General features: G+C 63.7%; 24 protein-coding genes. 20 read left to right on the forward strand and 4 right to left on the reverse strand.

The annotated features are described in order from the left end of the window. Positions 1–258 precede the first annotated feature (258 nt). The 7 genes from JY96_RS08230 to JY96_RS08255 are packed head-to-tail and all read left to right on the forward strand — an operon-like array spanning position 259 to position 7,224. Entirely contained in the window at positions 259–2,814 is a 2,556-nt protein-coding gene (locus tag JY96_RS08230) for an EAL domain-containing protein (protein WP_152606405.1), read from the forward strand. Between the two features lie 30 nt (positions 2,815–2,844). Then, positions 2,845–3,021: a hypothetical protein gene (locus tag JY96_RS23525; protein WP_161784265.1), complete on the forward strand. Its 177-nt coding sequence runs from the start codon at positions 2,845–2,847 to the stop codon at positions 3,019–3,021. Continuing rightward, on the forward strand, positions 3,018–3,863 hold the full coding sequence (locus JY96_RS08235; protein WP_035036525.1) for an HDOD domain-containing protein: 846 nt from the start codon (positions 3,018–3,020) through the stop codon (positions 3,861–3,863). Before JY96_RS23525 ends, JY96_RS08235 begins: the two co-directional genes overlap by 4 nt. A gap of 17 nt (positions 3,864–3,880) precedes the next feature. Then, complete coding sequence (locus tag JY96_RS08240) at positions 3,881–5,179, forward strand: HD domain-containing phosphohydrolase (protein ID WP_035036528.1); 1,299 nt, start codon at positions 3,881–3,883, stop codon at positions 5,177–5,179. Next, entirely contained in the window at positions 5,176–5,715 is a 540-nt protein-coding gene (locus JY96_RS08245) for a response regulator (protein ID WP_035036530.1), read from the forward strand. Before JY96_RS08240 ends, JY96_RS08245 begins: the two co-directional genes overlap by 4 nt. 58 nt (positions 5,716–5,773) lie before the next feature. Then, positions 5,774–6,448, forward strand: a complete 675-nt coding sequence (locus tag JY96_RS08250) for an alpha/beta hydrolase (protein WP_035041748.1) — start codon at positions 5,774–5,776, stop codon at positions 6,446–6,448. A gap of 47 nt (positions 6,449–6,495) precedes the next feature. Next, positions 6,496–7,224, forward strand: a complete 729-nt coding sequence (locus JY96_RS08255; RefSeq protein WP_052162274.1) for an acetoacetate decarboxylase family protein — start codon at positions 6,496–6,498, stop codon at positions 7,222–7,224. Here the strand turns inward: JY96_RS08255 and JY96_RS08260 are convergent. Both JY96_RS08260 and JY96_RS24115 read right to left on the reverse strand, forming a co-directional pair. Further along, positions 7,184–8,077: a LysR family transcriptional regulator gene (locus JY96_RS08260; protein WP_035036536.1), complete on the reverse strand. Its 894-nt coding sequence runs from the start codon at positions 8,075–8,077 to the stop codon at positions 7,184–7,186. The genes JY96_RS08255 and JY96_RS08260 overlap by 41 nt on opposite strands. Positions 8,078–8,130: 53 nt before the next feature. Then, on the reverse strand, positions 8,131–8,265 hold the full coding sequence (locus JY96_RS24115) for a hypothetical protein (protein ID WP_255352669.1): 135 nt from the start codon (positions 8,263–8,265) through the stop codon (positions 8,131–8,133). A 135-nt stretch (positions 8,266–8,400) separates the two neighbouring features. Between JY96_RS24115 and JY96_RS08265 the strand changes: the two genes are divergently transcribed. Genes JY96_RS08265 through JY96_RS08295 form a run of 7 tightly spaced genes read left to right on the forward strand, consistent with a single transcriptional unit; the run spans position 8,401 to position 17,479 of the window. Then, positions 8,401–10,521, forward strand: a complete 2,121-nt coding sequence (locus tag JY96_RS08265; RefSeq protein WP_035036539.1) for a 3-hydroxyacyl-CoA dehydrogenase NAD-binding domain-containing protein — start codon at positions 8,401–8,403, stop codon at positions 10,519–10,521. Positions 10,522–10,548: 27 nt separating this feature from the next. Next, the gene (locus JY96_RS08270) at positions 10,549–11,745 is read left to right on the forward strand and encodes an acetyl-CoA C-acyltransferase (protein WP_035036543.1); all 1,197 of its coding nucleotides are present in this window, start codon (positions 10,549–10,551) and stop codon (positions 11,743–11,745) included. Between the two features lie 16 nt (positions 11,746–11,761). Further along, the gene (locus JY96_RS08275) at positions 11,762–12,958 is read left to right on the forward strand and encodes an acyl-CoA dehydrogenase family protein (protein ID WP_035036545.1); all 1,197 of its coding nucleotides are present in this window, start codon (positions 11,762–11,764) and stop codon (positions 12,956–12,958) included. A 1-nt stretch (position 12,959) separates the two neighbouring features. After that, positions 12,960–14,096: an acyl-CoA dehydrogenase family protein gene (locus JY96_RS08280; protein ID WP_035036547.1), complete on the forward strand. Its 1,137-nt coding sequence runs from the start codon at positions 12,960–12,962 to the stop codon at positions 14,094–14,096. A gap of 30 nt (positions 14,097–14,126) precedes the next feature. Continuing rightward, positions 14,127–15,806 carry a long-chain fatty acid--CoA ligase gene (locus JY96_RS08285; protein ID WP_035036549.1) on the forward strand — a complete coding sequence of 560 codons (1,680 nt, stop codon included), beginning with the start codon at positions 14,127–14,129 and terminating at the stop codon, positions 15,804–15,806. A gap of 17 nt (positions 15,807–15,823) precedes the next feature. Then, positions 15,824–17,017, forward strand: a complete 1,194-nt coding sequence (locus tag JY96_RS08290) for an acyl-CoA dehydrogenase (protein ID WP_035036551.1) — start codon at positions 15,824–15,826, stop codon at positions 17,015–17,017. 9 nt (positions 17,018–17,026) lie between these two features. Beyond that, positions 17,027–17,479, forward strand: a complete 453-nt coding sequence (locus tag JY96_RS08295) for a ribonuclease HI family protein (protein WP_035036553.1) — start codon at positions 17,027–17,029, stop codon at positions 17,477–17,479. A gap of 32 nt (positions 17,480–17,511) precedes the next feature. On the opposite strand, the gene JY96_RS08300 is transcribed toward JY96_RS08295, so the two are convergent. Both JY96_RS08300 and JY96_RS08305 read right to left on the reverse strand, forming a co-directional pair. Beyond that, a complete protein-coding gene (locus tag JY96_RS08300) occupies positions 17,512–18,120 on the reverse strand; it encodes a lipocalin family protein (RefSeq protein ID WP_235333878.1) in 609 nt (202 codons plus the stop codon). Between the two features lie 89 nt (positions 18,121–18,209). Next, positions 18,210–19,544: a sigma-54-dependent Fis family transcriptional regulator gene (locus tag JY96_RS08305; protein WP_035036556.1), complete on the reverse strand. Its 1,335-nt coding sequence runs from the start codon at positions 19,542–19,544 to the stop codon at positions 18,210–18,212. Between the two features lie 165 nt (positions 19,545–19,709). Here JY96_RS08305 and cydP point away from each other — a divergent pair, with 165 nt between their 5' ends. The 6 genes from cydP to JY96_RS08330 are packed head-to-tail and all read left to right on the forward strand — an operon-like array spanning position 19,710 to position 23,658. Then, entirely contained in the window at positions 19,710–19,895 is a 186-nt protein-coding gene (gene cydP, locus JY96_RS08310; RefSeq protein ID WP_035041754.1) for a cytochrome oxidase putative small subunit CydP, read from the forward strand. After that, entirely contained in the window at positions 19,892–21,445 is a 1,554-nt protein-coding gene (locus tag JY96_RS08315; RefSeq protein ID WP_035036558.1) for a cytochrome ubiquinol oxidase subunit I, read from the forward strand. The genes cydP and JY96_RS08315 overlap by 4 nt, the downstream gene beginning before the upstream one ends. Before the next feature lie 24 nt (positions 21,446–21,469). Beyond that, the gene (gene cydB / locus JY96_RS08320) at positions 21,470–22,606 is read left to right on the forward strand and encodes a cytochrome d ubiquinol oxidase subunit II (RefSeq protein ID WP_035036562.1); all 1,137 of its coding nucleotides are present in this window, start codon (positions 21,470–21,472) and stop codon (positions 22,604–22,606) included. 39 nt (positions 22,607–22,645) lie between these two features. After that, positions 22,646–22,768, forward strand: coding sequence for a cytochrome bd-I oxidase subunit CydX (cydX, locus tag JY96_RS22800; protein ID WP_081961135.1), 123 nt, complete (start codon positions 22,646–22,648; stop codon positions 22,766–22,768). Between the two features lie 53 nt (positions 22,769–22,821). Next, positions 22,822–23,088 (forward strand): cyd operon YbgE family protein, encoded by a 267-nt coding sequence (locus JY96_RS08325; RefSeq protein ID WP_035041755.1) that lies wholly within the window; start codon positions 22,822–22,824, stop codon positions 23,086–23,088. Positions 23,089–23,097: 9 nt separating this feature from the next. Next, a complete protein-coding gene (locus tag JY96_RS08330; RefSeq protein WP_052162276.1) occupies positions 23,098–23,658 on the forward strand; it encodes a hypothetical protein in 561 nt (186 codons plus the stop codon). Positions 23,659–23,665: the final 7 nt, after the last annotated feature.

The raw sequence follows: 23,665 nt of genomic DNA on the forward strand, positions 1-23,665 counted from the left end.
ATTGGCGTAATTGAGGCAGCTTACGTCCGTGCACCACCGGCCATCGGATGAGAGCCCCTTTGATGTGTGGGGATAGGCCCGACTTTTGCCGCGATGCCAACTCGGTCTAATATCACAGCGTCAACATGAAGTGTCATTGCGCACTGCAGGAACAGCAGTAAAACAGCAACGTATGCGCGAACGCTGATCCAGACACAGGCTGTCTCGTGTCGACCGGGCTTGTTCCGGTACATAAGAACTCATCTTGTGAGGCCTACTGTGCACGTGCCGTTCGATCATGAGCGCTCGAATGCCCCCCTCCTCAAGGGAGGTCTTGCTGCGCCGAATCTGCAAGAGTTCGTGCTGGACCGAGCGCCCTGGCCGATCGTGGTCATTGATACCCATGGGCGGCTGCGCTATGCGAACGAAGCAACCGCCGCCATGCTGGGTTGGCCTCGCGAGCAGCTGGAGACGATGTCCATTTTTGACATCGCGCCACACCGCAGGCCGGATATGTGGGCCGACAGCGTGCACATGCTCAAGCAAAGAGGGCCCTTGACGCTGAGCAGTGATTGGCAGACATCAAAGGGCGAGCTCCTCTCGCTGGAGCTCCATGCCTGCTTCATGCCCATCGCCGACATGGACCACATCCTTGTATTTGCAAGAGACGTATCGGCTCAGCAACGCGCACTGGAACAAGCCTTCAGGCTCGCTCACATTGACGAACTGACAGGTCTGCCCAATCGGAAGATGCTGCAAGACCGGATCGACAAAGAGGCCCTGCTGGCCATTCAGGAAAATCGTCGAATCGGCCTGCTGGCCGTAGAGATCAAGGAAATACGGCACATCAACGAGTCCCTGGGTTACGCCTTGGGCGACCAGTTGCTGATGACCCTCACACGACGCATGTCGAGTTGCTTGCGCGGGTCCAGCGTACTCGCCCACTTTGGTGAAGGCGAGTTTGCGCTGCTGCTTGCACAGGATTCAGATGTTGATGATGATGTTGCCTTGCAGGTTGGCCGGCAAATTCGCGATGTGTTGACCACGCCGCTCAGGCTTGAGCACCAGAACATCCAGCTCACGTGCGACATCGGCATCGCCATCTTCCCTCAAGACGCGCGTGAGCCTGGTCACGTCCTGAGGCAGGCACAGGTCGCCATGCGCCTGGCCACGGCTCAAGGCATCAATCAAATCAGCTTCTACACACCAGAAGCCAACGCCAGGGCCAGCGCGCAGCAAGCCAGGGAAGCCGCACTGCACCACGCGCTGGAGCGCGGTGAATTGTTTCTGCTTTACCAGCCTCAAATCGACCTGAAGACGGGGCAGATCGTCGGCGTAGAGGCCTTGCTGCGCTGGCGAAGCCCCGTGCTGGGCGATGTTCCCCCCGATGCCTTCATCCCCATTGCCGAATGCACAGGGTTGATCCTGCCGATCAATAACTGGGTGTTGAAAAGTGCCTGCGAGGCCGCCGCTCGATGGCGGCAAATGGGGCTACCGGCCATTCAGATGGCCATCAACCTGTCGCCCCGCCAACTTCGACAACCTGATCTTGCCAGCACTATCCAGACCATCCTGATGCAATCGGGGCTGCCACCCCAACAACTCTCCATCGAAGTGACCGAGGGCATGTTGATGGACAACCTGGAGCAGGTGTCCAAAACACTGGCAGACATTCGGTCCATCGGGATCGACATCTCGCTGGACGGATTTGGAACGGGTTGCTCGAACCTGAGCAGCCTGCGGAACCTTCCCATCAACGTCATCAAGGTCGACCGTTCCCTCGTGCCCGATGTGACCGCGGCCGCGAGAGATGTGTCCATCACCCGCGCCATCATCAACATGGCTCACAGCATGCAGACAAAGGTGATGGCCGTCGGCGTGGAAAGTGAAGGGGAATTGGCTTTGCTGCAGGCCAATCGATGCGACCTGATGCAGGGCAACTTCTTCAGCAAGCCGCTGCCGGAAGAGGAACTGCTGCCATTGTTGCGTGATGGCAAACATCTGCCCAGTGAGGCGCTGGGACACCAGGCACGTCAGCGAACGCTGCTGCTCGTCGACGATGAAGACAACATCGTCTCTGCGCTCAAGCGCCTGCTGCGCCGCGATGGCTACAACATCGTCACCGCCAACAGTGGCGCCCAGGGCTTGCAGCGACTGGCAGAACATCAGGTGGATGTCATCGTCTCGGATCAGCGCATGCCGGGCATGACCGGCGTCGAGTTCCTGAGACAGACAAAAGAGCTCTACCCCCAGACCATCAGGTTGGTGCTGTCCGGCTATACCGAGCTTCAATCCATCACGGATGCCATCAACGAGGGCGCCATCTACAAGTTCCTGACCAAGCCGTGGGATGACGAGCGTGTGCGCGCCCATATCAAGGAAGCATTCGAGCAAAAGGAAATGGCCGACGAAAACCGACGGCTGGACAGAGAGGTTCAGCAGGCCAACCTGGAACTGGCGGATGTGAACCGACGATTGAAAGCCTTGCTGGCCACGCAGAGCGAGCGCATCCTGAAAGAGGAGGCCAGCCTGGAGATCGCCAGAGATGCGCTCGAGAACATCCCCTGCCCTGTCGTCGGCATTGATCAAGAGGGCATGGTTTCATTCATGAACTCGGACGCCGACTTGCTGTTCGACGGCGCGGCAGTCTTGCTGGGCATGCATATCGACGACGTCAGTTGTCCCCCACTGACACGACTCTGGCAGACCCAGGATGGGTGCCATCACGACATCGAAGTGCACGGGCGGGCATACCGGGCAGTATGCCGCGCCATGAAGGGCGACGCCCACTCACGCGGCGCGCTCATGGTTCTCATGCCGATCGCCGATTGCTAAAAAACAGCCCATCAAAAATCAGGAAGAAACATGATCAATACCCCCCCTCCGACCTCGACCGAGCAACCCGCCCCCAACCAGGATCAAGATCACCGGGAACAAGTCCGGCGCGAACTCGAACACCGCTTTCGTCATGGTCTGCGCGCGAATCAGGTCAATCCCCTTCTCCATTTGCTCATGCACTACAAGCTGGAGCAGCAGCGATGAGCAACCTTGTCACACCCGAGGTGCTCAAAGCCCGATTAAAGGATTTGCCGTCACTGCCAGCCGTGGTGGCTGAACTCATCGCCTCCATCGGCAACGACACAGTGACCTCTGACGACGTTGCCACAAAATTATCAAAAGACCTGGCCTTGAGCGCCAAGACACTGCGCTTGGCCAACTCATCGTTTTACGGCATGTCGAGACAGATCGAAACCATCCAGGAAGCGGTCACCATCCTGGGCCTGCGAACGGTGCGAAATCTGGTCATCGCCGGGGGCTTGACGGGCTGGGCCAAACCTCCAGCGAGTGTCGATTTCAATTTTCACGCTTTCTGGCGACACGCCATTGGTACGGCCCTGTGCGGGCAGGCGCTGGCCATGGAGCTCGACATGGATGCGGATATGGGCTTTACGGCCGGGCTGCTGCACGACATCGGGCAAATGAGCCTGACCTGCTGCTTCCCGGATGAGTACATGCAAGTTCTGCTTCATCGACGAACACATGACTGCATGCTCATTGACGCGGAACGGGCTGTTCTGGGTACAGATCACGCCGTCATCGGAGGACTGATTGCCGAGCAGTGGCGGTTTTCCCCCGTCATTGCCGAGGCGATTGCGCACCACCATGCGCCTGCCATGCACCATGGCCCCGGGCTCGTGGGCCTCGCACACATGGCCGATGCCCTGTCGCATGGCCTTGGCCTATCTGGCCTGGAGGACGAATACGTTCCCCTCACGCCGCCAGCCATCTGGGGCGCCATGGCCCCCAGTTCCGAAGCGTTCACACGCTTGTTTGCCAAGGTCGAAACCCAATTTGAAAGCGTGTGCCAGGCGCTTCAAATCTGACGAGAGAGGATGGCAGCATGAGCACCAATCCCTTGAGCCCGGAGCGAACCATTCTCTGCGTGGATGACGAGCCCAACATCCTGTCATCCTTGAAGCGGCTCTTTCGGCCTACAGGCCATCGCGTCCTCACGGCCGATAGCGGCGAATCGGCGCTGGCCATGCTGGAGACCGAGCCCATCGATCTGATCATCTCGGACATGCGCATGCCCGTGATGAACGGTGCCGAGTTGCTGCGACAAGCACGGCTGCGCCAGCCTCATGCCACCCGTGTGCTCCTGACAGGCTACGCGGACATGGCGTCGACCGTTGCGGCCATCAACGAAGGTCAGATCTACCGCTACATCGCCAAGCCCTGGCAAGACGACGATGTCCTCATGCTGATCAAGGACATCTTCGAGCGGCAAGCCTTGCAAGCCGAGAAGGACCGCCTCGAAGCGTTGACCCAGCAGCAGAACGAGCAGCTGAAAGAACTGAACGCGACCTTGGAGGACAAGGTCGAAGCGCGGACGGCAGAGCTCGCACTGGCCAACGATCGGCTGAAGAGGGGCTACTTCAACTCGATCAAGACTTTCTCCAATCTGATCGAATTGCGCGGAGGCCCCTTGATGGGCCACGCGCGCAAGGTGGCGGACCTGGCCAGAAAGATCGCCCAGGCCTTGAGCCTGGAGCAAGCCGCAGCCCATGAAGTGTTCATCGCGGCCCTGATGCACGATATCGGTCACATCGGCTTGTCTGATCAGATCCTCGCCAAACCGGTCTCCAAGATGTCACCGGAGGAGGCCACTCGTTACCGCCTGCATCCCATCTTTGGTGAGCAGGCCTTGCTGGTTCTGGATGACATGCAGCCGGTGGCCTCGCTCATTCGCTCGCACCATGAACGCCACGATGGCAAGGGCTTTCCAGATGGACTGAAGGGAGACGCGATTCCCTTGGGCGCCCGCATCCTGGCTGTCGCCGACACTTACGAGGACTTGCAGTCGGGCCACTTCATTTCGGAATGTCTGTCGGCGGCGGATGCCCGCATCATGATCGGCCGAGGCGCCGGCGCGCAGTTCGATCCGCAGGTGGTGGAAGCCTTCCTCGGCCTGTTCGCCAAGCCGACCCCGCCCTCACCCCACCGGAATCTGAAACTGAGGACGGATGAACTGCGCCCAGGCATGGTCCTGGCTTGCGATTTCCTGTCCCAGGAAGGCGTGTTGCTGCTGTCCGCCGACCACGTCCTGACCGCGGAGCTGATCATGCGCATCCGAACATTCGAACAACGCAGCGGCAAGTCGCTGTTGATGTCGATCAGACCGCCCATGGAGAAAAAATGAGCCGCTTATTGCTGGTTGACGACGAGCCCAACGTCGTAGCTGCCCTGCAAAGAGTCATGCGCCGACGCCTCGCAGGTGCCGTTCAGGTCGAAGCGTTCGACAACCCGCTGACTGCGCTGGCGCGCATTCAGAGTGTGCCGTTCGATGTGGTGCTCAGCGACTTCAGAATGCCGCAGATGGATGGCTTCACCTTCCTCAAGCTCGTGAAAGCGAAATGGCCTCACTGCGTTCGGATGGTGCTGAGCGCGTCCACTGAAGTTGAAGCGCTCATGAAAGCCGTGAATGACGTGGAGGTCTTTCGCTACTTGAGCAAACCATGGCAGGAAGACGAACTTATCTCGCAAATCCAGCTCGCGCTGGCACACAGCGCTGCGAGCCGAGAAGAACGTGCATTGGCAGACGACAGACGGGCTCAGATCGGAGAGATGTCGCCCCAAGCCCGTGAACTCAAACGCCTGGAAGAAATGGAGCCCGGCATCACGCAGGTCAACTGGGGCCCGAATGGCGAGATACTGATGCCGCCACTGGACCCATGAGCTTCATGGTAGAGGGTCAGGGATGAGGTCCAGGCACATCAAGAAGTGGATTGAAGCCATGGATCACAAGCAACAACTCGAAGCCATCGAACTCGAAACGGCACCCCACCCCACGGCCAGCATCATCATCCTGCATGGGCTGGGGGCCGATGGCAGCGACTTCATCCCTGTCTGCCGCGAACTGGATCTGCGCGCCCAAGGCCCCATCCGCTACGTGCTGCCCAGCGCCCCGGTGATGTCGGTGAGCATCAATGGCGGCTACGAGATGCGCGCCTGGTACGACATCCTGCCCACCAACGACCTGGCCAGACGCGAAGACGAAGCCGGCTTGCGCCGCTCGCACCAGGCGATCAACGCCTTGATCGACCGCGAAGTGCAACGGGGCATCGCGCCAGGGCGCATCGTGCTGATGGGCTTTTCGCAAGGCTGCGCCATGGCCCTGATGACCGGGCTGCGTTACCCCCACAGGCTGGCGGGTATCGTGGCCTTGTCAGGCTACCTGCCCCTGCCCGGCAGCACCGAGGCCGAGCGCCATGCAGCCAACCAGCACACGCCCATCTTCATGGCACACGGCACGGACGACGACGTGGTGCTCATGAGCCGTGGGCAAGCCGCGCAGGCCAGTTTGACCACGCTGGGTTACCAGGTCGAATGGCATGACTACCCCATGGCCCACAGCCTGTGCCTGGAAGAAGTCGAAGACATCAACGATTGGCTGATCAAAGTGCTGTAGGCTGCGCGCCTGAACCGGATTGAAGCGCCGCCGCAGAGCCGCACGCCATGAGCAACGAAGCACACGTACTGGAAAAAAGTGAGGACCTGCCCAATGTGCCCCTGGCCCCCGCGCCATGGGACATCACGGGCAACGGCTACATCGTGGCCGTGTGGATGCCACGCGAGGTGATCGACACCAACAGCTTCCTGCCGCCTGATCTGGCCCACACGCACCGCGGCCGCCTGGCCCTGATGATGTTCGTGGACTACCACGAGTCCCCCTGCGGTGCCTACAAGGAGCTGCTCTACATCCCCGGGCCCCTGAGCTTCAGCTCGCAAAGAACACGCTCGATCACGCGCTGCTTCGTGTCCACGTATGACAGCGTGGTCAACGGCCGGCGCAACTGGGGCATCCCCAAGGACCGGGCGGACTTCCGCATCTACTACGGCCAGGATGGCGTCGACCGCGTGCGCGTGCAGCACCAGGGCCACACCTTTGCCGAGTTCGCCTTCCAGGAAAAGGGCCCGTCCACGCCGTTCAATGCGGCCTTGATCCCGCGCTTCCTGCGCACCTTCGGCCAGCACTGGGAAGGGCACGAGTACGTCTACACACCCAGCGCCACCGGCCAGGTGCAATGGGCCACCATGCTGGAGGCCCGCTTCGATGCGGCTTACTTCCCTGATCTGTCGCGCGGCAAGGTGCTGGCGGTGATCAAGGCACGCCACTTCAACATGCGCTTCCAGCCCGCCACCATCACACGGATTGCCGCGCCTTTTCCAGGACAAATTCGATGAAGGTGGACGCCGCCCGCGTGTGGTGGCGGTTGGGCATGTAGAGCATCACCATGCGCGTGCCGAAGATGCTGAGCTTCCAGTCATCCAGCGTGGTCAGCACCTCGCCCGAAGCCACCGCGTCATGCACCACATAGTCTGGCACCAGGCCCAGGCCCAGGCCGGCCAGGATGGCCTCGCGCAGGAAGGCGAAGTTCTCTGAAGTCAAGGTGGGTGACAGGGGCACCTCGTGGCGCTCGCCATGCAGGTAGGCTGACAGCCGCAGCTGCCGCCCCACCACCCCCGAGGTGATCACGGGCAGCTTGTCCAGGTCTTCGAGCTGCGCGGGCAGGCCATGCGCCTGGGCATAGGCCTTGGAGGCGCAGGCCACGTAACGCACGGGCCCCATGTCGCGCGCGACCAGGTTGTCGGGCGGGTCCGACATCACGCGCACGGCGATGTCCACCTCGTCGCGCAGCAGGTCGACCACGCGGTTCTCGAAGACCACGTCCAGCACGATGCCGGGGTAGGCGCGCTTGAAGTCGATCAGCCAGGGCGACATCACCATTTGCCCATAACCACTGGGCACACTCAGGCGCACGCGCCCTTGCAGGCTCTGCCCCAGCGTGGCCACGGACTCGCGCGCGGCCTCCAGCTCATTGCGAATCTTGCGGCCGTGTTCATACAGCTGCAGGCCGATCTCGGTGGGCTCGATGCGGCGGGTGGTACGGCGCACCAGTTGCTGGCCGACGGCCCGCTCAAAGGTACCCAGGTGGTAGCTGACGTTGGCGCGGCTCATCTTGAGCCGGCGCGCCGCCTCGCTGAGGTTGCCGGCGTCCAGAATCTCGACCAGCAGGGTCAGGGATTGCAGCTCCATCTGCGGATGACGCTCACTTGAGAAGGCTGCGCACGCCCATCCCCCCTGGCGCCTTACTTCTTCTTGCTGCGCTCGGGCACCACGGTCACCTTGGTGGGCATCACGGCACCCGCCGACACAGGTTTGGCCGGCGACAGATCCTTCTTGGGCTTCTTCGCTTCCTTGCTGTTGCGTTGACCTTTGGGCATGTTGGGCTCCGTCTGATTGTTCAAAATGATTTGACAGTCTGTCAACGGTAACAGGGATTGTCAAGCGCAAATGCTTCTCGAACAATGCATGTTCCACGCCGGGCTGTCGTCCGGCGCGCCAGGAGGAGGCCCAACATGAACACCGCGCACCACCCCGTTCAGCTGACGGTTCAAAACCACATCGCCGTGGTCACCATCGACAACCCGCCCGTCAATGCCCTGGGCGTGGCGGTGCGGCGCGGCCTGCAGCAGGCCATCACCCAGGCCCAGGCCGATGCCGAGGTGCACGCCGTGCTGATCGTGGGTCAGGGCAAGGCCTTCATCGCGGGCGCCGACATCCGCGAGTTCGGCCTGCCGCCGCAAGCGCCCGCCCTGCCCGATGTGTGCAACGCCATCGAGGCCTGCACCAAGCCCGTGGTGGCGGCCATCCACGGCCCTGCGCTGGGCGGTGGGCTGGAGGTGGCCATGTCCGCACATTACCGCGTGGCCACGGCCAGTGCCAAGCTGGGCCTGCCCGAAGTGCAACTGGGCCTGCTGCCCGGTGCCGGCGGCACACAACGCGCCCCGCGCCTGGTGGGCGCCCAGGCTGCGCTGGACATGATGCTCAGCGGCCGCCATGTGGGCGCGCAGGAGGCGCTGCGCATGGGCCTGATCGACCTCGTCGCCACCAGCGACGATGTGCAAGCCGAAGGCCTGGCCTATGTGCGCCACGTGCTCAGCGAAGGCGGGGCCGTGCGCCGCACACGCGACCAGACCGAAGCCCTGGCCGACCGCGTCAAGCACCAAGTCGCCATTGACGCAGCGCGCGCCGACGTGGCCAAGAAGCGCGGCCTGTTCTCGCCCGCCAGGATCGTGGACTGCGTGCAGGCCGCACTGGACCAGCCTTTCGACGAAGGCCAACGCACCGAGCGCACCTTGTTCGAGCAGTGCCTGGCCAGCCCCCAGCGCGCCGGCCTGATCCACAGCTTCTTCGCCGAGCGCGAAGTGCTCAAGGCCCCCGAGACCAAGGCCGCCAAGCCCCGCCCGATCAAGGAAGTGGGCGTGATCGGCGGCGGCACCATGGGCGCCGGCATCACCGTGGCCATGCTGGATGCAGGCCTGCACGTGACCATGCTGGAGCGCGATGCCGCCGCCCTGGCGCAAGGCATCGCCCGCGTCGAGAAGGTGTACGACGGCCTGATTGCCAAGCAGCGGCTCACCACCGAGGGCAAAACCGCCATCCTGGAGCGGCTCACCGGCGCCACCGATTACAGCGCGCTGGCCCAGGCTGATCTGGTGGTCGAAGCGGTGTTCGAAGACATGGCCGTCAAGCACGCCGTGTTCAAGCAGCTGGATGCCGTCTGCAAACCCGGCGCCGTGCTGGCCACCAACACCTCCTACCTGGACATCAACGAGATCGCCAACGCCATCTTCCGTCCGCAGGATGTGATCGGCCTGCACTTCTTTTCGCCCGCCAACATCATGAAGCTGCTGGAGATCGTGGTGCCAGCCAGGGTCAGCGCCGACGTCGTGGCCACCGGCTTCGAGCTGGCGCGCCTGCTCAAGAAGGTGCCCGTGCGCGCGGGGGTGTGCGACGGCTTCATCGGCAACCGCATCCTGGCCACCTACCGCACCGCCGCCGACTACATGATGGAAGACGGCGCCTCGCCTTATGACATCGACCAGATGGCCCGGGCGTTTGGCTACCCCATGGGCCCGTATGAAGTGAGTGATCTGGCCGGTGGTGACATCGGCTGGGCCACGCGCAAGCGCCGCGCCGCCACGCGTGACCCCAACGCCAAGCCCTCACGCTACGTGCACATCGCCGACAAGCTGTGCGAGCGCGGCTGGTTCGGCCAGAAGACCGGCCGCGGCTACTACCTCTACCCCAATGGCGCGCGCAACGGCACACCGGACCCCGAGGTGCTGGCCATCGTGACCGAAGAACGCGCCAAGGCCGGGATCACGCCAAGGTCATTCACCGCGGACGAGTTGCAGCGCCGCTACCTCGCGGCCATGATCAATGAAGGCGCCAAGGTGGTGGAAGAAGGCATCGCCCTGCGCCCGCTGGATGTGGACGTGACCCTGGTGCACGGCTATGGCTTTCCGCGCTGGCGCGGCGGCCCCATGAAGTACGCCGACATGGTCGGCCTGCCCCAGATCCTGGCCGACATCCGCGCCTTTGCGAAAGAAGATCCGCTGTTCTGGCAACCCGCCGCGCTGCTGGTCAAGCTGGTGGAAGAAGGCCGTGATTTCGAGAGCCTGAACAAGGCCTGATCCCCCATACCCAAGGAGACCAAAACCATGCGTGAAGCCGTCATCGTGTCCACCGCCCGCACCCCGCTGACCAAGTCGCACCGGGGCGAGCTCAACATCACCCCGGGCCCCACGCTGGCCTCGTTCGCCGTGAAGGCTGCCGTGCAGCGCGCGGGCATCGACCCCGGGCTGATCGAAGACGCCATCCTGGGCTGCGGCTACCCCGAAGGCACCACGGGCCGCAACATCGCGCGCCAGGCCATCATCCGCAGCGAACTGCCCATCAGCATTGCCGGCACCACGGTCAACCGCTTCTGCGCATCGGGCCTGCAGGCCATCGCCATGGCCGCCAGCCGCATCATCGTGGACGGCGCCCCGGCCATGATCGCCGGCGGGGTGGAAAGCATCTCTGGCATCAGGACACGTGAAGACGGCGATTCGGGCATGGACCCGTGGATCGTCGAGCGCAAGCCCGCGCTGTACATGGCCATGATCGAGACGGCCGACATCGTGGCCAAACGTTATGGCATCAGCCGCGAAGCGCAGGATCGCTTCTCAGTCGAGAGCCAGCGCAAGACTGCCGAGGCGCAGGCCGCAGGGCGCTACAAGGACGAGATCGTGCCCGTCACCACGACCATGGCCGTGGTCAACAAGGACACCAAGGAAGTCACGCAGCAGCAAGCCACGGCGGACCATGACACCTGCAACCGCCCCGGCACGAGCTATGAATCACTGGCCAAGCTGCCGCCCGTGCGTGGCGCCGACCAGTTCATCACCGCGGGCAACGCCTCCCAGTTGTCAGACGGCGCCTCGGCCTGCGTGCTGATGGAGCGCAAGGAGGCCGAGCGCCTGGGCCTGCAAGCGCTGGGCGCCTTCCGTGGCATGGCCGTGCACGGCTGCGAGCCCGATGAAATGGGCATCGGCCCGGTGTTCGCCGTGCCCAAGCTGCTGGCACGCCACGGCCTGAAGGTCGAGGACATCGACCTGTGGGAACTCAATGAAGCCTTCGCCTCGCAAAGCATCTACTGCCAGCAACAGCTGGGCATCCCCGATGAACGCTTGAACGTGAACGGCGGCGCCATCTCGATCGGCCACCCCTTCGGCATGACGGGCGCGCGCCTGGTGGGCCACGTGCTGCTGGAAGGCCGCCGCCGCAAGGCGCAGAACCCCGGCGTGAAATGGGCCGTGGTGACCATGTGCATCGCAGGCGGCATGGGCGCGGCCGGCCTGTTTGAAATCTACTGACCCAAGGACCCCGATCATGGACTTGAGTTTCACCCCTGAAGAACAAGCCTTTCGCGACGAGGTGCGCGCCTTCTTGCGCGACAAGGTGCCCCAGCGCTTGACCGACAAGGTGCGCCACGGCGTCCACCTGAGCAAGGCGGACCACGAGGAGTGGCACGCCATCCTCAACGCGCAAGGCTGGCTGGCCAACCACTGGCCCCAGGCTTACGGCGGCACCGGCTGGAACGCCATCCAGAAGTTCATCTTCGAAAACGAGTGCGCCCTGGCCTATTGCCCGCGCACCGTGCCCTTCGGCCTCAACATGCTGGGGCCCGTGCTCATCAAGTACGGCAACGAGGCGCAAAAGCGCCACTGGCTACCCCGCATCCTCAACGGCCAGGACTGGTGGTGCCAGGGCTACTCGGAGCCTGGTGCCGGCTCGGACCTTGCCTCGGTGAAGACCAGTGCAGAGCGCCGGGGTGACCACTACATCGTCAACGGCCAGAAGACCTGGACCACGCTGGGCCACCACGCCAACATGATCTTCTGCCTGGTGCGCACCAACCGCGAAGCCAAGAAGCAGGAAGGCATCAGCTTCCTGTTGATCGACATGGCCACACCCGGCGTGGAAGTGCGGCCCATCATCACGCTGGACGGCGAGCACGAGGTCAACGAAGTCTTTTTCACCGACGTGAAGGTGCCCGTCGAGAACCTGGTGGGCGAAGAGAACAAGGGCTGGACCTGCGCCAAGTACCTGCTGACCTACGAGCGCACCAACATCGCGGGCGTGGGCTTCTCGGTGGCGGCCATGGAACGCCTCAAGCTGGTGGCCAGCCGCGTGATGAAACACGGCAAGCCCCTGGCGCAAGACCCGCTGTTTGCCGCGCGCATGGCCAAGGTCGAGATCGACCTGGAGAACATGAAGACCACCAACCTGCGCGTGATCGCCGCCGTGGCCGGTGGCGGTGCGCCGGGCGCGGAGAGCTCCATGCTCAAGATCAAGGGCACCGAGATCCGCCAGGAACTCAACGCGCTGATGCGCCGCGCCATGGGGCCGTATGCCCTGCCCTTTGTGCACGAAGCCATGGAAGACGGCTACACGGGTGAACCGCTGGGCCAGCCGGAAGCGGCCAGTGCAGCGGCCCAGTACTTCAACAACCGCAAGCTGTCGATCTTCGGTGGGTCCAACGAGATCCAGAAGAACATCATCTCCAAAATGATCCTGGGGCTCTGACATGAACTTCACACACACAGAAGACCGCCGCATGCTGGCGGACACGCTCAACCGCTATGTGGCCGAGCAGTACACGTTTGACGCCCACCTGGCCAATGTCGCGTCCCCCACGGGCTTCAGCCCGCAGCACTGGGCCCAGTTTGCCGAGATGGGCGTGATCGGTGCCTTGTTCGATGAGGCCCATGGCGGCTACGGCGGCGCCGGTTTTGACATCGCCGTGGTGTTCGAGGCGCTGGGGCGCGGGCTGGTCGTCGAGCCCTTCCTGGCCTCGGCGGTGCTGGCGGGCAGCGCGCTGGCGCATGCCGGCGACGAGGCCCAACGCGCCCTGCTGGAAGACCTGATCGACGGCAGCACCGTGGGCACCCTGGCGCACGGCGAACCGGCATCGCACTACGAACTCGCCCATGTACAGACCACCGCCGCGCGCACCGGCGAGGGCTGGGTGCTCAATGGCCACAAGGCCGTTGTGCCCGCGGGCGACCATGCGCAGCTGCTGATCGTCTCGGCGCGCACGGCGGGTCAGGTGAACGATGAACAGGGCATCTCGCTGTTCATCGTGCCCGCCGACGTGCCGGGCCTGAGCGTGCGCGGCTACCCGACCATCGATGGCGGCCGCGCAGCCGAAGTGCAACTCCATCAAGTCAGGCTGCCCGCCAGCGCGCTGCTGGGCGCCGAAGGGCAAGGCCTGGCCACGCTGGAACACGCCATCGGGCGCGGCGTGCTGGCCTTGTGCGCCGAATCACTGGGCGCCATGGAAGTGGCCAAGCAAGCCACCATCGACTACCTGCAGACACGCAAGCAGTTTGGCGTGCCCATCGGCAGCTTCCAGGCCCTGCAGCACCGCATGGCCACCCTGCTGCTGGAGATCGAGCAGGCCCGCTCGGCCGTGATCAACGCGGCGGCCGCGCTGGAGAACCCAGACCGCATCACGCGTGAACGTGCGCTGTCTGCCGCCAAGTACAGCATCGGGCGCATCGGCACGCTCGTGGCTGAAGAATGCATCCAGCTGCATGGTGGCATCGGCATGACCTGGGAGCTGCCCTTGTCGCACTACGCCAAGCGCCTGGTGATGATCGACCACCAGCTGGGTGACGAAGACCACCACCTGGCGCGCTACATCGCGCTGGGCCAGGCCTGACGCACCCAGGCAACAGGCACACTACAGGCCATGTCAGACCGCCACCTCGCCAACTGGCCACCCGGCATCCCCCGGCACCTGGACTTGCCGGCCACGCACCTCTTCCACAACGTGGAGGTGGCAGCGCAGCGTGCGCCCGACAAGCCCTACCTGGTCTTCTATGACACCTTGATCAGCTTCGCGCGCTTCAAGGACGAGAGCGAGCGCCTGGCGGGCTACCTGCAGCAAGCCTGTGGCGTGAAGAAGGGCGACCGCGTGCTGCTCTACATGCAGAACAGCCCGCAGTTCGTGCTCGCCTACTACGCCATCCTGCGGGCTGACGCCGTGGTGGTGCCGGTCAACCCCATGAACCTGAGCGAGGAGCTGCGCCACTATGTGAGCGACGCGCAAGCCCAGGTCGCCTTCGTATCGCAAGAGCTGTATGCCCAGCTCCAGCCCTTGCTGCAAGAAGACCGCCAAACAGGGCAAGGCCTGCAACACGCCATCGTCGCCACCTACAGCGATTACCTCGAAGCGCCCACCGACCTGCGCGTGCCCGACTTCGTGGCCGCACCACGCCAGGCCGTGCATGACGCTGGCGCCGTGGCCTGGGCCGAGGCGCTGAACAGCGGCCACCAGCCTGGCCCCATGCAAGCCGGGCCGGACGACCTGGCCGTGCTGCCCTACACCTCGGGCACCACCAGCCACCCCAAAGGCTGCATGCACACGCACCGCAGCGTCATGTACAACGTGGTGGCACGCGGCGTGTGGCTCAAGAGCTCGCCTGATGGCGTGCAACTGGCCGTGCTGCCTTTCTTCCACGTGACGGGCATGCAGAACGCCATGAACGGCACGCTCTACCTGGGCGCCACCGCCGTGCTGCTGCCCCGCTGGGACCGCGAAGTGGCCCTGCAGTGCATCGCCCGCTACAAGATCACGGGTGCACAGGTGATTTCCACCATGGTGGTGGACATGCTCAGCCACCCACGCATCAACGAATTCGACCTGAGCAGCCTGGTCAGCATCGGGGGCGGTGGCGCGGCCATGCCCGAGGCGATCGCCGCCAAGCTGAAAGCGCTCACGGGCCTCGATTACATCGAGGGCTATGGCATGTCCGAGACCATGGCCGCCACGCATGTGAACCCCACGCAGCGCCCCATGAAGCAATGCCTGGGCATCCCCATCTTCGATGTGGACGCGCGCGTGGTGGACCCGCTCACCTTTGAAGAGCTGCCGCCCAACGAAGTGGGCGAGATCATCGTCAACGGCCCGCAGGTGATGAAGGGCTACTGGCGCAACCCGCAGGCGGATGCCGACACCTTCATCGAACGCGATGGCAAGCGCTTTCTGCGCACCGGCGACCTGGCGCGCGTGGACGAGCACGGTTACTTCTTCATGGTCGACCGCCTCAAGCGCATGATCAATGCCTCGGGCTTCAAGGTCTGGCCAGCGGAGGTCGAAGCCTTGATGTACCACCACCCCGCCATCCAGGAGGTCTGCGTGATCGCCTCGCCAGATGCCAAGCGCGGTGAAACCGTCAAGGCCGTGGTCGTGCTCAAGCCCGAGCAACGCGGCCAGGTCAGCGAACAAACCATCATCGACTGGGCCCACGGCCATATGGCTGCCTACAAGGCCCCACGCATCGTTCAATTCACCGACGCCCTGCCCCGCTCCGGCACTGGCAAGATCCAGTGGCGAGAGCTGCAACAACAAGAACGCGCCCCACATTGACAGACAGGACACACACCATGAGCACCACCAACGCATCGTTCAACTGGGCCGACCCCTTGCTGCTGGACGACCAGCTCACGCAGGAAGAACGCATGATCAAGGACGCGGCCCGCAACTATGCGCAAGACAAGCTGCTGCCGCGCGTGACCGAGGCCTTCCGCAAGGAGCAGACGGACCCGGCCATCTTCCGCGAGATGGGTGAGCTGGGCCTGCTGGGCGCCACCATCCCTGCCGAATACGGCGGTGCGGGCCTGAACTACGTGAGCTACGGCCTGATCGCCCGCGAGGTGGAACGCGTGGACTCGGGTTACCGCTCGATGATGAGCGTGCAGTCCTCGCTGGTCATGGTGCCCATCAACGAGTTCGGCAACGAGGCCACCAAACGCAAGTACCTGCCCAAGCTGGCCAGCGGCGAGTACATCGGCTGCTTCGGCCTGACCGAACCCAACCACGGCTCGGACCCGGCCGGCATGCTCACGCGCGCCACCAAGGTGGACGGTGGCTACACCCTGCGCGGCAACAAGATGTGGATCAGCAACTCGCCGATTGCCGATGTGTTCGTGGTGTGGGCCAAGCTCAATGAAGACGGCAAGGACCACATCCGCGGCTTCGTGCTGGAAAAGGGCTTCAAGGGCCTGAGCGCACCGGCCATCCACGGCAAGGTGGGCCTGCGTGCTTCCATCACCGGCGAGATCGTGATGGACGATGTGTTCGTGCCCGAAGAAAACGCCTTCCCCGAGGTGCGTGGCTTGAAGGGCCCCTTCACCTGCCTGAACTCGGCGCGCTACGGCATCTCGTGGGGCGCGATGGGCGCCGCCGAAGACTGCTGGTTCCGCGCCCGCCAGTACACGCTGGACCGCATCCAGTTCGGCCGCCCACTGGCCGCCAACCAGCTCATCCAGAAGAAGCTGGCCGACATGCAGACCGAGATCGCCCTGGGCCTGCAAGGCAGCCTCCGACTGGGCCGCCTGAAGGACGAAGGCAAGGCCGCCGTCGAGATCACCTCGATCATGAAGCGCAACAACTGCGGCAAGGCCCTGGACATCGCCCGCCTGGCGCGCGACATGATGGGCGGCAACGGCATCAGCGACGAGTTCGGCGTGGCGCGCCACCTGGTCAACCTCGAAGTGGTCAACACGTATGAAGGCACGCACGATGTGCATGCGCTGATCCTGGGGCGGGCGCAGACGGGCATCCAGGCATTCTTCTGATCGCTGGGCGTGGTTGAAGAACAAGCTGCGAACTGGATCGTGCACTGCGATGGCAGCGCCCTGCCCAACCCGGGCCGCATGGGCCTGGGCGCGACCCTCATCGCGCCAGATGGCAGCCGGCACACGCTGTCAATGGCGACGCACACCACCGGCTGCAACAATGAGGCCGAGGTACGTGCGCTGATCGCGGCGCTGCAGGCCTTGCAACAACACGGCGCCCGCTCGCTGCAGGTGCACAGCGACAGCAGCATCCTGATTGAGCAACTGGGTGGCGTGAAGCCGGCCAAGCCCATTGCGCGCCTGAGCACCTTGTTCAACGAGGCCCGAGCGCTGCTGCAAGCGTTCGATCACACCCGCCTGCAATGGATACCGCAACACCGCAATGGGGAGGCCGATGCGCTGGCGCGGGCGGCGCTGGGCTTGCCACCACGCCCACCGGCCAAAACATCGAAACGCCGCTAAGGGCCCTTGAGCAAAGGGCCCCACGCCATCGGTCAATCCTGTTTGGTGGCCTCAAGCTTGCTCAGGTCGAACCCCATCTTCGACAGGCGGGCCAGCAAGGCCTGGTAGTCCTTGGGCGCCACATGCGGAGTGCGGGACAGAATCCAGAGGTATTCCCGTTTGGGCTCGCTCACCGCCACCAGCTGGTACTGCGCATCCAGGTCGATGACCCAGTAGTCGCCCCAGACAAAGGGCAGGAAGGACAACCATGCTGGTGCAAAACGAACCTCCAGTTTGGGTGACGTGGCTGGCCCCAACTGCCGCCCGGCGCCGATGACTTCGATCGTTTCACCGCTGTCCACCCGGCAACGGTTGATGACCTGCACCCCGCCATCCGCTTGCAGGCTGTAGTCCGCACGGGTCGCGCCGGTGCATTTGCGCTGAAACCGGTTGGGGAACTTGGCGATCTCGAACCAGGAGCCCATGTACCGAGGCAGGTCCAGCGAGGGAATCGCCTGCAAGGTGCCCTCACCGGGCTGGCCATCGCTGCCGGGCACCGGCTCGTGACCGACGGACTGGGCCTGGGCGCTCATGCAGCACAGGCCACACAGACAGAAAAAGGCCACGAGCCCATTGGCTCGCCATGAGTGGTTTGACGACATAGACTGCTCCTGTGTCATTCAGTATGCATTGAACACACAACGCCGATCACGCGCGCTGCCAGCATCTTGAGCCGGGCGGCCCAAGCGGCTCAGCGATCAGGCTCGATCTCCTTGAGCTTGCGGTACAAGGACCTGGGGCTGATGCCCAACTTCCTGGCCAGCTCGGCGCGCGTGCCCTGGTGGTGGGCCAACTGGGCACGCAAGGCCTTGCTCGCGATGTCCTTGATGGTCGTCACTGCCGCGCCTTGCCCTTCACGCGGCCAAGGTGTGCCCACGCTGGCCACCGTGCGCCCCATGTGGCCAGACAACGCACGCCGGACATGCGATGCCTCGATCAGATCGCCATCACACAACAAGGTGGCGCGCTCGACCACATTGCGCAGCTCTCGCACATTGCCGGGAAAGTCGCAGGCGCTGAGCTCGGCCATCGCGCCCTCGCTGAACTGCAGCTGGCGTTCCGGCTCGATGCGCTGGAGCATGGTGTTGGCCAGCAGCGGCAAATCCTCACCGCGTTCACGCAAAGGCGGCAGGTCGATCGGGAAGACGCTCAGACGATGAAACAGGTCCTCGCGAAACAGCCCCGCCTCGATCATGGCGGGCAAATCACGGTGCGTGGCCGACACCACGCGCACATCGGCGCGCCGCAAGGCCGTGCTGCCCACACGCCGATACGTGCCCGACTCCAGCAAGCGCAGCAACTTGACCTGCATGGGCAAGGGGATGTCACCGACCTCGTCCAGAAACAAGGTGCCACCGCTTGCAGCCTCCACCAGCCCGGGCTTGGCACTGGTCGCCCCCGTGAACGCGCCCTTCTCATGCCCGAACAGCTCGCTCTCGAAAAGCGTCTCCGTCAACGAAGCGCATTCGACCACCACCAGCGGCCCTTTGGCACGCTTGCTCGCCGTGTGCACCGCCCTGGCCACCAGCTCCTTGCCCGTGCCCGACTCGCCGCGCAGCAAGACCGCAGCCTGCGAAGGCCCCACCCGCGAGACCAGCTCCAGCATCTCGCGGAATGGGGCCGAGCGCCCCACCAGCCCCTCGCCCGTCACCGCACCGCTGCCAGCGTTCAACTCGTCCATCTTTTCAACAAAGAGGGTCAAGTCCCCGTTCGGGTTGCGCAAGGGGATCAGCTCGATATCGACATACGCCTCACCAGCGGGCGTGTGATGGAGGTGCAGCACACGTTCGCGCTGCCCGGAATGCCGGGCCTGGCTCAGCGGGCAACTCTCCCCGGCCTGATCACAAGGCCGGTCGAAGTGGTGCGAAACCTCGTAACAGGTGCGGCCCACAACCGACTCGAACGCGCCATATCGCCGTCGATAGGCCGCGTTGGCCGCCAGGATGCGGTACTGCTCATCGAAGAGGATGTGCGGCTCGGCGAGCGTGTTGAGATAGTCGATGAGCTCCGACGGCAGCACGGACATACGGTACCCCCAACAGTATTTGGCGCGCATGCCAGTTTATGCCAATCTGGCATGAATGCAACTGCCAATTTGGCATCACCGCCAGTCAAAACACACGTAAGTCACTGATTCATAAAGCACGAATCACCCTATCGCGCTGGCACGAATCCTGTAATGAACCTGGACATGAATCAGACAGACCGACGTTTGCTGCGTCATGTCATCACGGCTGTGGCGATCAAGCTGATCGCCCTGGCGGCGCTGTGGCAACTCTTTGTGCGCGATGAGCGCGTCATCGTGGACACCGAACGCGCAGCCATGCAATTAGGGGTCGCGGCACAGCCTGCGCCCGCTCAAGGAGCTTCCAAGTGATCTCAGAACAACTTGTCGACCTCTCGCGGCTGCAGTTCGCCGCCACGGCGATGTACCACTTCCTCTTCGTGCCGCTGACACTGGGCATGGTCTGGATGCTGGTCATCATGGAAAGCGTCTACGTCATGACCGGGCAGGTCATCTGGAAGGACATGACGCGCTTCTGGGGCAAGCTCTTTGGCATCAACTTCGCGCTGGGCGTCACCACCGGCATCACGCTGGAGTTCCAGTTCGGCACCAACTGGGCCTACTACTCGCACTATGTGGGCGACATCTTCGGCGCCCCGCTGGCCATCGAAGGCCTGATGGCCTTCTTCCTCGAATCCACCTTCATCGGCCTGTTCTTCTTTGGTTGGGACCGCCTGAGCCGCACCCAGCATTTGCTGGTGACCCTGCTCATGGCCCTGGGCACCAACCTGTCGGCCTTGTGGATCCTGATCGCCAATGGCTGGATGCAGAACCCGGTGGGGGCCGAGTTCAGCTGGCAGACCATGCGCATGGAGATGGTCGACTTCTGGGCCGTCGTCTTCAACCCGGATGCGCAGGCCAAGTTCGTTCACACCGTGTCCGCCGGCTACGTCACGGGCGCCATGTTCGTGCTGTCCGTGTCGAGCTGGTACCTGCTCAAGGGGCGTGATGTCGAATTCGCCAAGCGCAGCTTCCGGGTGGCCTCGGCCTTCGGCCTCGCCTCTGTGCTCAGCGTGATCGTGCTGGGCGATGAGTCGGGCTACACCGTGGGCGAAGCGCAGCAAACCAAGATGGCCGCACTCGAAGCCATGTGGCACACCGAGCCAGCGCCTGCCGGACTCAAGCTCATCGCAGGCATCAACGAAGCACAACGCAAGAACGACTGGGAAATCGAGGTGCCTTATGTCATGGGCCTGATCGGCACACGCTCGGTGAGCAAGCAGATTCCGGGCATCCATGACATCGTCGAGCGCAATCGCGAACGCATCGTGCGCGGCATCGTGGCCGTCACCGCGCTGGAGACCTTGCGCCACAACCGGCAGGACACCGTGGCCCGCAAGGTGCTCGAAGACAACAAGCATGACCTGGGCTTCGGGTTGCTGCTCAAGAAGTATGTGAGTGACGTCCGCCAGGCCACGCCCGCCATGATCGACCAGGCAGCACGCGACACCATCCCCCGCGTCACACCGATGTTCTGGGGCTTCCGCGCCATGGTCGGGCTGGGCTTCGCCATGCTGGCCCTGTTTGCCATGGCCTTCTGGAGCACGCTCAAAGGCGCCTGCCAGAAGCACCGCTGGCTGCTGCGCTGGGCCCTGATCATGCTGCCCACACCGTGGCTGGCCTGCGAGCTGGGCTGGTTCGTCGCCGAATACGGTCGCCAACCCTGGACGATCTACGGCGTGCTGCCCACCCACCTGAGCGTCTCCACGCTCAGCGTTGAAAGCCTCTATGGCTCGCTGGCCGGCTTCATTGGTTTCTACACCGTGCTGTTGGTGGTGGAGATGTTCCTGATGGTGAAGTTCGCGCGCATGGGGCCCGGCAGCCTGGGCACGGGCCGCTACATGAACGAGCCCGCTCACTGACGCGCAGACATCCAGGAGAAAGACATGCTTGATTACCCTACGCTCAAAGTCATCTGGTGGCTGCTGGTCGGTGTGCTGCTGGTCGGCTTCGCCATCATGGATGGGCACGACATGGGGGTGGGCACCTTGCTGCCCTTCGTCGGCCGCAACGATGTCGAACGCCGTGTTGTCATCAACACCGTCGGCCCGCACTGGGATGGCAACCAGGTGTGGTTCATCACCGGGGGCGGTGCCATCTTTGCCGCGTGGCCGCTGGTGTATGCCTCCGCGTTCAGCGGCTTCTACTGGGCCATGCTGGCCGTGCTGTGGGCCCTGTTCTTCAGGCCGGTCGGCTTTGACTACCGCAGCAAGATCCACAACGCCACCTGGCGCAACACCTGGGACTGGGGCCTGTTCGTGGGCGGCGCCGTGCCACCCCTGATCTTTGGCGTGGCCTTCGGCAACTTGCTGCAGGGTGTGCCCTTCAACTTTGACATCTACCTGGTGCCCAGCTACAGCGGTACCTTCTGGCAACTGCTCAACCCCTTTGCCTTGCTCACCGGCGTGGTCAGCAGCGCGATGATCACCTTGCAAGGTGCCAGCTACCTGGCCCACCGCACCGAAGGCACCGTTCAACAAAGAGCCATCTCGGCGGGCACGGGCGCGGCCTTGGTGATGGTCGTGGCCTTCATCGGCGCGGGTGTCTGGCTGCAAACCATCCCGGGCTACCGCATCACGTCCATGCTGGACACGGCTGCCCTGCCCGACCCCTTGAACAAGACGGTGGTGCGCGAAGCAGGTGCCTGGATGGCCAACTACGGCCGCGCACCGGCCCTGTGGTTGCTGCCCGCCCTGGGTGTGCTCGGGGCGCTCGGGGCGGCGCTCCTGATGAAGGCCCGCCGGACGCTCAGCGCCTTCGTGGCCTCGTCACTGGGCATCGTCGGCGTGATCGGCACGGCTGGCTGCAGCATGTTCCCCTTTGTCATGCCCTCAAGCAGCGCGCCCAATGCCAGCCTCACGGTGTGGGACAGCGTCTCCAGCCACCTGACCTTGAGCCTGATGTTCTGGGCCACGCTGATCTTCATGCCGCTGATCATCAGTTACACCGCCTGGGCCTACCGCGTGATGCGCGGCAAGGTCACCGAGGCCTACATCCGCGAGCACGATCACGCCGCGTATTGACGGCCTGAACGAACCAGCAGCCAACATAAGGAGCATCTCATGTGGTACTTCACCTGGATTCTGGGCATCGGCTTCGCCGTGCTCCTGGCCATCCTCAACGCGATGTGGGGAGAAAACCAGGACGCCCGCGTGCAATCGCATCGCTCATCTGACGACGCTTGAACGGCTTGGCCATGCGCAACGAGCCCCTCGCACGGCTGCCAGAAGCGCCAAACATGCCCGACGGGCGGCCTTTGCACTGGCCCAGCCTGATCGTGGCACTGGCCATCATGCTGGCAGGCACGGCCTACCCACCGCTGCTGACCTCGCCGGCAGGTCACGTTGACCACCGGCTCGCCAGCCTGGTCTTCATGGCCATGGCCGCGGGCTTTGTACGCGGCGTCGGTTTTGTGCCGCGATACTGGTTATGGCGGGTGCTGTTCTCTGGTTGGTCATGTGCCTTGGCCCTGATGGCGGCCGTCTGGCTGAAATGGCTTCACTAGGGGCCGCAGATGTATTTCCGCATCCTGCATGACGAATCACAGGGGCTGGTGAGCTACCTGCTGGCCGACCTGGATGCGCGCGAGGCCGTGGTGATTGACCCGAGGGCGCAAGACGTCCGCATCATCGAAGCCATGCTGCAGGAGCACCATCTGTTGCTCAAGGCCCGGCTGTTCACGCACGCGCACGACGGCCTGGCGCCTGCTGATGCGCAGATCCGCTCGCAACAGCTGCAGCAAGGGGGCCTGGTCGAACTGGGGGCCGAGCACTTGCGCATCCTGAACACACCGGGCCACACCGCCGATTGCCTGAGTTTCCTGTGGCGGGACCGCCTGTTTTGCGGCGGGCTGCTTTCGGCGGCAGAATGCCCGAGGCAACCCAAGGTGGCCGCACCGCAAGCCATGTGGGACAGCGTCATGAACACCGTCTTCAAACTCCCCGCCGAGACCTTGACATTCTCCAGTCATGCCCGAGCCACATCGCCGGTCAGCACGGTGATGGCACAACGCCGACACCACCCCTGGTTCTCCGGGCTCAGCAGAGATGACTTCCTTAACCTGATGCCGCACTGATTCCGCC

This window comes from Aquabacterium sp. NJ1, from assembly GCF_000768065.1.
In the GTDB taxonomy this organism is placed as follows: Bacteria; Pseudomonadota; Gammaproteobacteria; order Burkholderiales; family Burkholderiaceae_C; genus Aquabacterium.